At 70.0% G+C, this 12,375-nt stretch carries 8 protein-coding genes; 3 read left to right on the top strand and 5 right to left on the bottom strand.

The window, feature by feature from the left end:
• Window positions 1–8 precede the first annotated feature (8 nt).
• Window positions 9–941 (bottom strand): sugar-binding transcriptional regulator, encoded by a 933-nt coding sequence (locus tag ACYU7G_RS03445; protein ID WP_461104786.1) that lies wholly within the window; start codon window positions 939–941, stop codon window positions 9–11.
• 195 nt (window positions 942–1,136) lie between these two features.
• Here ACYU7G_RS03445 and ACYU7G_RS03440 point away from each other — a divergent pair, with 195 nt between their 5' ends.
• Window positions 1,137–2,753 (top strand): alcohol dehydrogenase catalytic domain-containing protein, encoded by a 1,617-nt coding sequence (locus tag ACYU7G_RS03440; protein WP_461104784.1) that lies wholly within the window; start codon window positions 1,137–1,139, stop codon window positions 2,751–2,753.
• Window positions 2,754–2,963: 210 nt separating this feature from the next.
• Here ACYU7G_RS03440 and ACYU7G_RS03435 read toward each other — a convergent pair whose 3' ends face one another.
• On the bottom strand, window positions 2,964–7,622 hold the full coding sequence (locus ACYU7G_RS03435; protein ID WP_461104782.1) for a lamin tail domain-containing protein: 4,659 nt from the start codon (window positions 7,620–7,622) through the stop codon (window positions 2,964–2,966).
• Between the two features lie 175 nt (window positions 7,623–7,797).
• Here ACYU7G_RS03435 and ACYU7G_RS03430 point away from each other — a divergent pair, with 175 nt between their 5' ends.
• Together ACYU7G_RS03430 and meaB are read left to right on the top strand one after the other, a co-directional pair.
• The gene (locus ACYU7G_RS03430; RefSeq protein ID WP_461104780.1) at window positions 7,798–7,983 is read left to right on the top strand and encodes a DUF5302 domain-containing protein; all 186 of its coding nucleotides are present in this window, start codon (window positions 7,798–7,800) and stop codon (window positions 7,981–7,983) included.
• A 229-nt stretch (window positions 7,984–8,212) separates the two neighbouring features.
• Window positions 8,213–9,232: a methylmalonyl Co-A mutase-associated GTPase MeaB gene (meaB, locus tag ACYU7G_RS03425; protein ID WP_461104778.1), complete on the top strand. Its 1,020-nt coding sequence runs from the start codon at window positions 8,213–8,215 to the stop codon at window positions 9,230–9,232.
• Window positions 9,233–9,596: 364 nt separating this feature from the next.
• On the opposite strand, the gene pfkB is transcribed toward meaB, so the two are convergent.
• Genes pfkB through ACYU7G_RS03410 form a run of 3 tightly spaced genes read right to left on the bottom strand, consistent with a single transcriptional unit; the run spans window position 9,597 to window position 12,373 of the window.
• Window positions 9,597–10,523: a 1-phosphofructokinase gene (gene pfkB, locus ACYU7G_RS03420; protein ID WP_461104776.1), complete on the bottom strand. Its 927-nt coding sequence runs from the start codon at window positions 10,521–10,523 to the stop codon at window positions 9,597–9,599.
• Entirely contained in the window at window positions 10,520–11,308 is a 789-nt protein-coding gene (locus ACYU7G_RS03415) for a DeoR/GlpR family DNA-binding transcription regulator (protein ID WP_461104774.1), read from the bottom strand. The genes pfkB and ACYU7G_RS03415 overlap by 4 nt, the downstream gene beginning before the upstream one ends.
• An 18-nt stretch (window positions 11,309–11,326) precedes the next feature.
• A complete protein-coding gene (locus ACYU7G_RS03410; RefSeq protein WP_461104772.1) occupies window positions 11,327–12,373 on the bottom strand; it encodes a zinc-dependent dehydrogenase in 1,047 nt (348 codons plus the stop codon).
• Window positions 12,374–12,375: the final 2 nt, after the last annotated feature.

The following is a 12,375-nucleotide window of genomic DNA, read 5'->3' as shown; positions in this document are numbered from 1 at the left end:
CGCTCCAGTCATACGAGGAGGCGCTCGGCGGTGGGCTCGTCGGTGACCAGCACGTTCAGGTAGCCACCCGCGACGGCGCCGCGGATGGCATCCACCTTCTCCTGGCCGGCGGCGACGGCGACGACGTTGGGCAGCGCGCGCATCTCTTCGAGGCGCAGGCTGACGGTGCGCTCGGACACGTCGCCGCGCACCACGTCGCCCCGGATGTCGAACCACTGGCCCAGCATGTCGCCCACGGCGCCGCGCCGGCCGAACTCGGCCACCTCGTCGTCGGTCACCATGCCGGTGCGCACCGCCGACGACCCGGGTCGCACGGCACCGACGCCGGTGAGGGTGATGGAGGCGCCTCTGGCAAGGTCGAACACGCTCGCGACGGGGTCCTCGGCCAGCAGGGCCGCCGCCGTCTCGGCGCTGGAGACGAACAGCGGCGCGGGGACGGTGCGCAGCCGTCGCACCGCCTCGGGGTTCTCGGAGACGAGGGTGGCGACGTTGTCGATGGTGCCGGCTGCGGAGGCGAGGGTGACGCCGTCGAGGGATTCGGCGGACAGCATGGTGAGCGCGCGGGCGACGCTGTCGGCCCAGCTCACGCCCACGACGACGCCGGGGTGCAGGTGGCGGCGGACGTAGGCGGCGGTGGCGGCGGCGACGCGTTCGTTGGTGCGCTCGCGGGACAGGGGGCCGTCGGAGGTGGGGACGACGACGGCGTCGTCGAGGCCGAGCCGCTCCCGCAGCCGGGTGGCCAGACCCATGGCGGTCAGGTAGCGCGCGTCCATCTCGATGCGCACGATGCCGTGCTGGCGGGCGGACTCGAGTAGCCGCCCGACGCTCTGCCGCGAGACGAACAGCCGCTTGGCCACCTGCGCCTGCGTGAGCCCGTCCTCGTAGTAGAGCCAGGCGGCGCGCACGACGATGTCGAAGTCGTCGCCCTGCGGTGTCAGCACCTCACGCCCTCCTCCCGACACCTGCCTTGTCCCCCGTCACCTGCGTTACAACGCAGCTGTCCGTGGACGACGCAGGTGTTCCGCGTCAACGTCTCGTGGGCCGATGCCCAGAGTTCTCCCGCCACCTTCTCACGCCGCAACCCCCGGGCCAGAATGGAGCCACGAACAACCGCAGGCATCGATGAAGGAGTCAAAGTGGCCGAGATCCCCACCACCCAGCACGCAATCCAGATCACCGGGGTCGACGAGATCCTCCACAACAAGTCCAAGCCCGTGGACCCGGTGGGCCCGACCCAGCTGCTGCTGCAGGTGGAGGCCTGCGGCATCTGCTTCTCCGACACCAAGCTGCTGCACGCCTTCGACTCCCACCCGCGCAAGGCCGAGGTGGTGGCCGGGATGGATCTGGGCGCGCTGCCCGAGATCCCCGGCTACAAGCCCGGCGCAGAACCGACGGTTCCCGGCCACGAGCCGGTCGGCCGCATCGTCGCGGTGGGTGACCAGGTCTCGCACTTCAAGGTGGGCGACCGTGTCCTCGTGCAGGCTGACTGGAAGCACCTGCGCACACCCAAGTCCAACGGCGCCTTCGGCTACAACTTCGAGGGCGCGCTGCAGGAGTACGTCGTCATCGACGAGCGCTGCGTCGTGTCACCGTCGGGCGAGGAGTTCCTGATCCACGTCTCCGACGGCCCGTCCGCGGCGGCCATCGGCCTGATCGAGCCCTGGGCCACCGTCGAGGGCTCCTACGCGTGGGCCGAGCGCAACCACCTCGCCGACGGCGGCCGCCTCCTGGTGGTCACCGACGGCGACGCCAACGGCCTCTCCGCCCTCACGGCCCAGCACCGGCCGGGCGAGACCGTCACCGTCGCTCCCGGCGACGTGGCCACCCTCGAGGGCACGTTCGACGACATCATCTACTACGGCGCCGACGCCGACGTCGTCGAGGCCCTCGCGCCCCTGCTCGGCACGCGCGCGACGTTCGCCGTCGTCCTGGACGGCAAGTCCATCCAGCGCAACGTGAAGCTGGACATCGGCCGCGTGCACTACGACTTCATCCGCTTCATCGGCACCGTCGGCTCCGACCCCGCCGACGCCTACGCCTGGGTGCCCGCCACCGGTGAACTGCGCAACGACGACAAGGTGGCCATCATCGGCGCCGCCGGCCCCATGGGGCAGATGCACACCATGCGCGCCGTGACCTCCGGCTTCGACGGGATCACCGTCGCCGCCACCGACCTGAGCGACGAGCGGCTGGAGCACCTGCGCTCCATCGTCGGCCCGGTGGCCGAGGAGAACGGGGTGCCGCTCGAGGTGATCAACACCGGCAACGAGGAACTGCAGCCCGGCTACACCCACATCAGCTGCATGGTGCCGGTGCCGGCGCTGGTAGCGCAGGCCGTCGACCTCGCCGCCGAGGACGCCATCATCAACGCGTTCGCCGGCATCCCGGCGGGCACCCTGGGCGAGTTCGACCTGCAGGGCATCGTCGAGCGCCGCGTCTTCATGCTCGGCACCTCCGGCTCCGACGTCTCCGACATGCGCACCGTGCTGGACAAGATCGAGAAGGGCATCATCGACACCCACATCTCGCTCGACGCCGTCACCGGCATGGCGGGGTTCCAGGACGCGATCGACTCCGTGATCAACCGCACCTCCGGCGGCAAGATCATGGTCTTCCCCATGCTGCACGACCTGCCGCTGACGAGGCTCTCCGAGATGCCCGAGAAGTTGCCCCACGTGGCCGCCAAGCTGGCCGACGGCGTGTGGACCAAGGAGGCCGAGGCCGCGCTGCTGGCCGGACCCACCGCCGGTTGAACAACCGGGCCGGGTCTCGACACGGGCGCCGGGCGCCCTACCCGACCAACGGTGGGACCTATCCGAAACCGCTGGTCGACGGTGGAGGGCAAGCCGAAACCGCTGGTCGAGTAGCTCGCCCAGCGAGCGTGTCGAGACCGGGCCAGCGACGTCACGACCGGTCTCGACACGGGCGCCGGGCGCCCTACTCGACCAACGGTTGAGTGAGCCTCAGCCCTTGAAGCGGACCATGTTGTTGAACACCCACTGGGTGGTCCAGCGGTAGGTGCGCTGGCCGTCGACCACGTCCGAGGTGACCACCGACGCCTCCACCCAGGTGCGGCAACCGCCCCGGCCGGTGGCCGCGGTGTCGCACTCGGTGCGCCAGCGGCGTCCGTCGGCGGCGGTCCACTCACCGGCGTGGCCGAGCGGGTTGGACGCCCACGCGGCACGCGACTGGTACGGCAGGTAGGTCATGTTGTTGAAGACCCACTGGTTGGCCTGCTGGAAGCCGTCCTCGCCCTGGACCACGGTGGTGGCCCAGATGCTGGTGGTGCAGCGGATGGTCTGCGAGTAGGGCTCGCACTCGGTGAACCAGCGCCGACCGTTCAGCTCGTGGAATCCCGGCACCTCGTAGGGTGCCTCGAGACCGCTGTCCGGAACACCCGGCCGCGACGGCGACGTGGTGGGCGCGGCCGTGGGCGACGCCGTCGCCGTCGGGGTGGGTGACGCGCTGGGTGTCGGCGACGGGGAGGCAGCCGTGACGCTCACGGTGCGGACCTCGCTGATGGCCTCGCCACCGAACCCGTCCCGGACGACGACGTACCAGCCGGCGTCGGCCGCGGGCTCGGCCCAGGTGGCGGTCACGGTGGATCCGGCGGCCACCTCTTCGAAGAAACCGATGACCTCGGTGGTGAGGATGTCCGCGGTGAACGAGGTGGTGCTCAGCGACTTCTCGGCCGGCTCGATCCCGAGGGTCTCGTAGCTGATCTCGAAGCTCTGGTGCTCGTCGTCCAACGTGGGGTCCTCCGCGTTGAAGTCGGACAGCGACGGCGAGTAGGTGCGGATCCGCAGCTCCCCGGCCTCGTGGTCGTAGTGCTGCAGACGCAGGTAACCGAGGCCGCCCTCGGGCAGGCCCTGGTAGTCGAACAGCATGGACACCACGGTGCGCTCGTCGACGCCGTCGCCGTCGTCGTCGAAGTTGTCGATGCGGGTGAAGGCGTCGTGGTAGTGCCCGGACTGCACCATCCGCACGTTGGGGTTGGTGGCGACCACCTCGTCGAGGATGCGCTGCGGCAGCGCCCCGAGGCCTCCGGTGGTGAGCATGTACTCGTGCAGGTCGACGACGGCGATGCGCTCCGGGTACGCCCCGAGCACGTCGTTCATCCACTGGATCTGCTCGTCGCCGGCGCCCCATCCCATGAACACGTGGATGAAGTCGATGCCGCCGGCGGAGAACAGGTCGTAGTGGCCGCGGTTGTCCAGGTGCGAGCCGCCGTACCAGGGGTTGTCGGCGAACCGCGCCTCGCCGAAGTGCTGCGAGTACTGCGTGTAGTCGTTGGTGGCCTGCGAGACGTCATGGTTTCCGGCGAGCACGCCGTAGGGCAGGCCCGCGTCGTCGAACAGTCCGTAGGCCGGGTTGGCGCGTTCCCACTGCACGGGGATCTCGTTGTTGTCCACGATGTCGCCGGTGTGCGCCACGAACTGCAGGTTCAGGTTCTCCCGCTGCGCCATCAGGAACTCGTTGATGGCCAGCTGGTGCGGGTGGTAGTCGCCGTTGGCGTTGTAGTACTGGGTGTCGCTGATGTGCGCGACGGTGAAGTCGTAGGAGGAACGGGCCTCCGCCTCGTCGTGGAACGCCTCGACGTCGTCGCCGCGCTGGGTGAGGTTGCCGCCGGCCCAGCCGTCGGTGTGCTGGATGAGCACCTCGATGCTGCCGTCGACGGCGTGCTCGGCCGCCGGGACCAGCGCCTCCAGCGCCACCTCCACCAGGCCGTCGCCGGCCGGGGCCACCTGCTCCGCCACGCGGTCCCAGGTGCCGTCGGTGGTGAGCACACTCATGCTGACCCGCTGGCCGGCGTTGAGCTCGCCGACCCACGCGAGGCGGGCACGGTAGTCGTCACCGGCGCCCTCGGGCACCTCGACGCTCACGATCTCGTAGGGCAGGAACTCGTCGCTGGTGACGGCCTCGCCGAGCTCGACGGCATCGGCGCTGCGGTCGGTGGCAGCGGCGTCGGAGGTGACGCCGCCGGTGAGGGCCACCTCGCCGTCGGCCGCGGTGAGGCGGTGCCCGACGTTGAAGGAGCCGGACAGGACGTCACTGGTGGGGTCGGTGACCAAGGCGGAGAGCTCGACGCCCGCTGCCACCTCCGCGCCGTCGGCCGGGCCCTCGAGCCCGATGCCCGGTTGCTCGTCGGGCGTGGTGAAGGAGACGGTGGTGACCGAGGTGTTGCCGAGCGCGTCGGCCGCGGTCACCTCGAGCACGTGCGAGCCCGCGGGCTGCAGCAGCGACGAGGTCTCGTACGGCGTGGTGATGACCGTGCCGTCGAGGGTGACGGTGACGTCGGCCACCCCGGAGCCCGCGTCGGTGACGGTGGCGTCGACGGTGAACTCGCCCTTCTGGTCCGAGCCGTCGGCGATGCTGGTGGTCACCTCGGGTGCGGTGTTGTCCACCACCACCTCGGCGGCGGCGCTGTCGTCCCCGAGGGTGGCGACGACGTCGTGGGCGCCGTCGGCCACGGCGGTGGTGTCCCAGGTGTGGCCGAGCCCGGAGAAGGCGTCGGCGGGAACGTCGTAGGTGGCCTCGTAGAACTCGTACTTGCCGGCGGAGTCCCCCATGCGCAGGACGGTTGCCGGGTCGACGAAGCCGGCGTCACGCAGGGTGCGGCCGTCGGGCAGGACCAGGCGCAGGTTGCGGACCTCGAAGTCGTCGTTGTTCTCGTCCGGGTCGATCTCCGGGGCCTTCTTGGTGCCCGCCCAGATCTCGACGGTGAGGTCCTCGCCCTGGGTGAGGTAGGCCTCGTCGACGGGGACCGAGACGGTCACCCACTCGCCGTAGAAGCCCTCGTCGAAGATGTGCAGGACGTCGCCGTCGACCAGGACGCCGTTCTGGAAGTACGCGTCGGTCTGACTGGCCTCGAACACGAAAACGGGCTCGCCCTCGAGGGCGGGTACCAGGGTTGCGGTGACGTCCTCACCGGCGACGGACAGGGCGACGCCGTCGGTGCCGTCCTCGGCCCCCACCACGATCGGGGTGGCGCCGGAGACGAACTGGCCGTCGGTGACGTTGAGGCGCACCGGATCCGTGTTGACCCCGTCGAGCGCCACGCGGGTGGGCTCGGTGGTGGCGGTGTTGGTGCCGTCGGTGGTGGTCAGCCAGTAGTCGTAGTGGCGCTTGCCGGTGAGGTCGGCGGCGGGGATGGTGAAGGTGTAGGTGTCCTCGGCGCCCAGCAGCAGGTTGTAGACCAGCGGCGCCGCGTCCACGTTGCTCTGTACGTGCAGCTCGGCAGTGCGCACGAGGGTGTCGTCGGTGATGGTGTGGACGATGTCGAAGTCCACGCCGGGTGCGATGACGTCGGCGGTCTCGTCGGTGACCTGCGGCGCGACGGTGTCCGCGGCCACGGGCATCAGGCCGGCGGGCACCTGCGTGCCGAACTCGACGCGGCCGGGCGTGGCGGCGGAGATCTCGAGGATGTCCTGGACGGCCTTGTCATCGGTGCCCGTGTAGTGGATGCCCAGGTCCGGCTGCGTGTGGTCGATGCCGGCGACGTGGTTGTAGAAGCTGCGGCTGATGGTGACGCCCGTGTTGGTGATCACGTCGACGCCACGGAGGCTGCCGTTGGCCATGCCGCCGGAGCTGATCTCCACCAGGTCGGTGCCGGCCACCAGGGAGGTGCCGAACTTGGCGTTGAAGTCGTCGGCGGTCAGGGCGTCGTTGGCGCCGTTCTTGATCCAGAGCACCAGCGTGCCGCCGGCCGGGACCACGACGTCGGCGGGCTCGGAGGGCCACAGCGCGGAGCTGCCGATGCTGAGGTCCGCGTTCGGGTAGAGGTAGTTGATCTTGAAGTCGGAGAAGTCGACGTCGGCGGTGGTGGGGTTGTAGAGCTCGATGAACTCGTACGCGTCCGAGCCGCCGACGTTGCTGCTGTCGGGCAGCAGTTCGGTCACCTGCAGCAACGCCACGTCGAGCGCGGGGTCCGGGGTCGGCGAGGGCTGCGGCGACGGCTCTTGGGTGGGTTCCTCGCTGGGCTCCGTCGACGGGTCCGGGGACGGCGCGGGAGCGCCGAGCTGGGCCGGGTCCACGACCCCGGGAGTACCGGGCGCGTCCGAGGCGAACAGTGCCTGCGACTGCCCGTCGGTGACCGCGAAGTGGGCGGTGCCGGAGGTGGAGACCGAACCGGGCGGGTAGTGCGACCACACCATGGAGCCGTCGGGCGCGGTCAGCCGGATGCCCCGGTCGCCGCCGTTGGCCATGCCGTTCTGTCCGGTGGCGTCGAGGATGGTGTAGGTGCTTTCCGCGTCGCCCCACTGGGCGCGGAAGTCCGCGTCGTCGAAGACGGAGGTGTCCACGTTTCCGTTGGTGTAGCGCAGCCAGACCGCGACGGTGCCGCCGACGGGGATGACGGCGTCCTCGACGGTGAGGGCGACGTCGCGGCTGGTGTCGTCGGAGTCGGAGTAGGTGTAGGCGACGTCGTAGCCGGCCAGGTCCACGGGGGCGTCGGTGGTGTTGGTGATCTCGAAGAACTCGAAGTTGTCATAGCTCGGGTGGTCGGACGCGATCTCGGTCACCACCAGCGCCGGCACCTCCGCGGCGCTCGCCGGGACCACCATCGCCGCCACTGAACCGACGAGCATCGCCGATACTGCGGCGATGACACCTGTCTTCCTCATCCTGTTCCTCCATGATCTGACCCCGGACACCGATGGTCGGGTCACATCCAACGCCTCCCCGGTGACGGATCGGGCAACTGTGGGCCAACAACGGGTTAACGGGAACTGAACGTGGGTCGTCGGAGTTTGCGCTCCCAGCCCTTGTCCGGCCCAGGAGCGAAGTACGCTTGCTGGCATGAGTGATTCCAACGACACAGCAGCGCCGCTGGACCCGAAGGAGGCCATGCGTCAGGCTCTGGAGCGCAAGAAGGCTGCAGAGCACGAGGGACGGGCCCGGGTCGACGCGGAACGTGAGACCGGTGGTCACGCCCACGGACCGGCGGGCGCCAAGCGCGTCTTCCGCCGCAAGTCCGGGGGCTGACCGCACAACCTGGAAGGGACTCGCGGGCCCGGTTCGTCGCCAGACGGCCGGGCCCGCGTCGCGTCTCCGGGAGGGGTGGTCCCGGGCGACCTTGACGGGAGGGGTGGTGACTAATTCCGGCGACACGCCGAGTGGCTGGCCTCCAGTGCAGCTCCCGAGGCGTGTCGCCGGAGCTGGTCACCACCCACCCCGGGCCCCTCGCCAGAAGTGCCGACGATAGGCTGGCCACGTGCGCAATCTCAGTGTGGAAGAGCTGGCGGAGAAGGTGGCGGAGGGGTCACGCGGACACGTGGCGCGCGCCATCACGCTCGTGGAGTCCACCAAGCCCGAGCACCGGGAGCGGGCACACCAACTGCTGAAGCTGCTGGCACCGCGCACGGGCGGCGCGTTCCGCGTCGGCATCTCCGGTGTCCCGGGCGCGGGCAAGTCAACGTTCATCGACGCCATGGGCGTGAAGCTGATCACCGAGCACGACCACCAGGTGGCGGTGCTGGCAGTGGACCCGTCGTCGTCGCGGACCGGCGGTTCCATCCTTGGCGACCGCACCCGGATGGCGGACCTCGCCAACCGCCCCGAGGCGTTCGTGCGGCCCTCGCCGTCCGCGGGACACCTGGGTGGCGTCGCCCGGGCCACGCGGGAGTCGATGCTGGTGCTGGAGGCCGCGGGCTACGACGTCGTGCTGGTGGAGACCGTCGGGGTCGGGCAGTCCGAGGTGGCGGTGTCCGGGATGGTGGACACGTTCCTGATGCTGCAGGTGGCCCGCACCGGCGACCAGTTGCAGGGCATCAAGCGCGGCATCCTCGAACTCGCCGACGTGATCGCCATCACCAAGGCCGACGGCGACAACGAGACCGCCGCCCGCGTGGCGGCGCGCGAGCTGAGCATCGCGATGAAGCTGGTCACCTCGGACAACGAGAAGCGCCGCGCCCCGGTGCTGACCTGCTCGTCCTACACCGGTGCCGGGCTCGACGAGGTGTGGGACGCCGTCGTCAAACACCGTGACGAGCTCGACGCCGACGGCGGGCTGGCCGAGCGTCGCCTCGCACAGCAGCGCGACTGGCTGTGGAACATGGTGCGGGAGGAACTGCTCGAGTCCCTGCGGACCTCGCCCGAGGTGCGCGGGGTGGCGGCCAAGGTCGAGGCCCGCGTGGCCGACGAGTCGTTGAGTGCACTGGAGGGGTCGCAGGAGATCCTCGCCGCCTATGCGCGCGCCATACATGACTTCCCTTGGGCGACGCTCAACGCCTGAGCTGCTCGCCCTTCCGGCGGAAGTCGGCGAGCGGTCTACTCGGTGATTCCCTGCTGGTGCCGCATTCTCTCCCTTAGAGAGCGCTCTCTTCGCGATCAGGTCCAACGAGTGCTCTGATATCAGGGAAACGTCGTTTCCCTTGGTGCGGTCCGACAGGCCGGAGTGTCCGAAGCAGTATGAGCCGGCGGATGGGCCACCGGAGCTGGACACCGCGCCGCCGTGGCGGGATGACCGCCCACGCAACACTTCCCTGATATCAGAGCGCTCATTGGACTTGACGCCACCGAAAGCGTTTGCGGAGCCGCGAGATTGCGCCATAAGCAGGGAATCGCCAAGTAGAGCCATCCGACGAACAGCGGGGGGCTCAGTCCGTCAGGGGCAACGCGTCGTCGATCTCCAGGGCCGCGACGGCGATCCGCTCGATGTCGGCGGGACCCGGGACCTGGCTCCCCGGCAGGGAGACGGCGGCCGACCCCCACGCCACTCCGCGGGCGATCACCTCGGCTGGAGGCAGGTCCGCCGCCAGCGCGGAGAGCACCCCGGCCAGCAGGCAATCACCGGCACCGACGGTGGACAGCGGGTTCTCGACGGGCGCTTTGGCCAGCCAGGCGCCGTCGGCGGTGGTCAGGAGTGCACCGTCGGCTCCGAGGCTGGCCACCACGACGGCGATGCCACCGGCCACCAGTTCCCGGCACGCCGCCCGGACGTCGCCGAGTGTGGCCAGGCTCCGCCCGACCAATTCCTCGAGCTCCTCCCGGTTCGGCTTGACCAGGTAAGGGGAGGCGGCCACGGTGGCGGCCAGCGGCGGTCCTGAGGTGTCCACCACCACCCGGCCCCGATGACCGGCCACCAGGTCGGTGAACAGCGTCACGTCGGTGCCGCGCGGCAGGCTCCCGCACAGCACCACCCACTCGGCGTCACTGGGGATGGCGGCGCGCAGCGCGGCCACCTCCACCTCGCTGAGCTCTGGCCCCGGCTCGTTGACCTTGGTGGTGCGGCCGCGCGGGTCGACGATCGCGACGTTGGTGCGGGTGTTGCCGTCGATCCCGACCGCCGCGTGGGCCAGGCCCGCGGCGTCGAGAAGGGAGCTGTGGAGATCGCCGTCGGGACCTCCCAGGGGGAGGATGGCCAAGGTCTCGGCCCCGTTGGCGGCCAGGGCGCGCGAGACGTTGACGCCCTTGCCGCCCGGGTCGATCAGGACGGAGTGGGCGCGGTTGACCTCGCCGACTTCGAGGTGGTCGACGGCGATGGTGCGGTCGATGCTGGGGTTGGGGGTGAGGGTGACGATCATGCTCTGAGCACCTCCGCGCCGGCGTCCTCGAACGCGTCGACCGTTTCGTCGTCGAGGCGTTCATCGGTGATCAGGAGTTCGATGTCCGACGGCGTGGCGAACCGCTGGAAGTGCACCTGGCCGGCCTTGGTGGCGTCGGCCAGCACGATGGAGCGGCGCGCCGCAGCCACCATGGCCCGCTTGACGTCGGCCTCCACCTCGTCGGGGGTGGTGAAGCCCCGGTCCAGGGTGAAGCCGTTGGCGCCGAGGAAGACGACGTCGATTGCGAGGTCCGCCAGCGCCTTCATGGCCCACGAGCCGACGGCGGCACCGGTGCGGCCCCGGATCCGGCCGCCCAGCACGTGGACGGTGAGGTTGGCGCGTTCCATCAGCGTGGCGGCGATGGTGACGGAGTTGGTCACCACCGACAGGCCGTGGCGGTTGGGCAGCACCCGTGCCAGGGCCAGCGTTGAGGTGCCCGCGTCGAGCAGGATGACGCCCTCCTCGGGGAGCTCCTGGACCGCCTTCATGGCGATCCGTTCCTTCTCCGCGGTGCTGCGCCCCAGCCGTTCGGTGACGGTGGGTTCGTGCTCGGTGAGCGTCACCGGCAGCGCACCGCCGTGGACGCGCCGCACCAGGCCGCGCCGTTCGAGGAGGGTGAGGTCGCGCCGGACGGTCTCCGGCGTGACCTTCAGCCGCTCGGCCAGCCCGCTGACGTCCACGCGCCCCTCCGCGCGCGCCTCGGCCACGATCCTGTCGTGCCGCTGCGCCGCGTAGAGGTGGCGGATGTTGCTGGAGCTGGTCATTTGCGCTGCCTTCCCTTGTCAGGGCTCGACGGTCACCTTGATCGCCTCGCCCTTTGCAACGATCTCAAACACGTCCATGACTTGCGAAAGCGGGACGCGCTTGGTGATGAGGTCGGCGACGGGCACCTCCCCCGAGGCGATGTAGGCGAGGGCCCGCTTGTTGTGCTCGGGCGCGGACCCGTTGGCGCCGTGGATGTGGAGCTGCCGGTAGTGGACGACGTTGGAGTCCAGCGAGATGATCGGATCCGTCTTCGGCAGGCCGCCGAAGAAGCTGATCCGGCCGTTGCGGGCAGCCATGGCCACGGCCTGCTCCTGGGTGACGTTGGCCGGCGTGGCGGTGATGATGACGTCGGCGCCGCGGCCGTCGGTGAGCTTCATGACCTCCTCGACGACGTCGGTCTCGGCGCTGTTGATGACCACGTCGGGCTGCACCGCGTCGGCGCTCATCTGGAGCCGTTCGGCGTTGATGTCGACGAGAATGACCCGCCCCACCTTGTGCACGCCGCGGGCGATCCGGACGTGCATGCAGCCGATCGGGCCGGCGCCGAAGATGACGACGGTGTCGCCCTCCTCGATGCCGAGCTGCTCCTGCGCGTTGATGGCGCAGGCGAACGGCTCCGCGGCAGAAGCCTCGGCGAAGCTGACGCCGTCGGGGATGCGGTTCATGCCGTCCACCTTGAGCACCTCGCGGGGGACGATCATGTACTCGGCGAACCCGCCGTCGTACTGGTAGCCCACCGAGGTCTGGTTCTGGCACACGGCCATCCAGCCCTTGCGGCACTCGTGGCAGTCACCGCACGGGACGGCTGCGATCACCTGGACGCGGTCCCCCACGTTCCAGTCGCCGGCGACGTCGGCGCCGATCTCGGTGATCTCACCGGCGATCTCGTGGCCGATGGTGCGCGGCGGCGAGAGGTTGGGGTGGCCGTTCTTGCGGATCTTGACGTCGGTGCCGCAGGTGGAGCAGTTGCGGACCCGGATCTTGACCTCGTCGGCGGCGGGTGTGGGCTCGGGGACGTCCTCCAGCCGGAGGTCTTCTGGTGCGTAGAAGCGCAGTGCCTTCATGA

It is taken from the genome of Tessaracoccus terricola, assembly GCF_054776555.1.
The sequence above is the reverse complement of the archived record's forward strand: the minus strand, read 5'-3'. Positions and strand labels throughout refer to the sequence as shown.

Excerpts from the sequence above, each read along its gene's own strand:
- ACYU7G_RS03435 (WP_461104782.1), bottom strand. The coding sequence starts at position 7,622 with ATGAGGAAGACAGGTGTCATCGCCGCAGTATCGGCGATGCTCGTCGGT.
- ACYU7G_RS03430 (WP_461104780.1), top strand. The coding sequence starts at position 7,798 with ATGAGTGATTCCAACGACACAGCAGCGCCGCTGGACCCGAAGGAGGCC.
- pfkB (WP_461104776.1), bottom strand. The coding sequence starts at position 10,523 with ATGATCGTCACCCTCACCCCCAACCCCAGCATCGACCGCACCATCGCC.
- ACYU7G_RS03415 (WP_461104774.1), bottom strand. The coding sequence starts at position 11,308 with ATGACCAGCTCCAGCAACATCCGCCACCTCTACGCGGCGCAGCGGCAC.
- ACYU7G_RS03410 (WP_461104772.1), bottom strand. The coding sequence starts at position 12,373 with ATGAAGGCACTGCGCTTCTACGCACCAGAAGACCTCCGGCTGGAGGAC.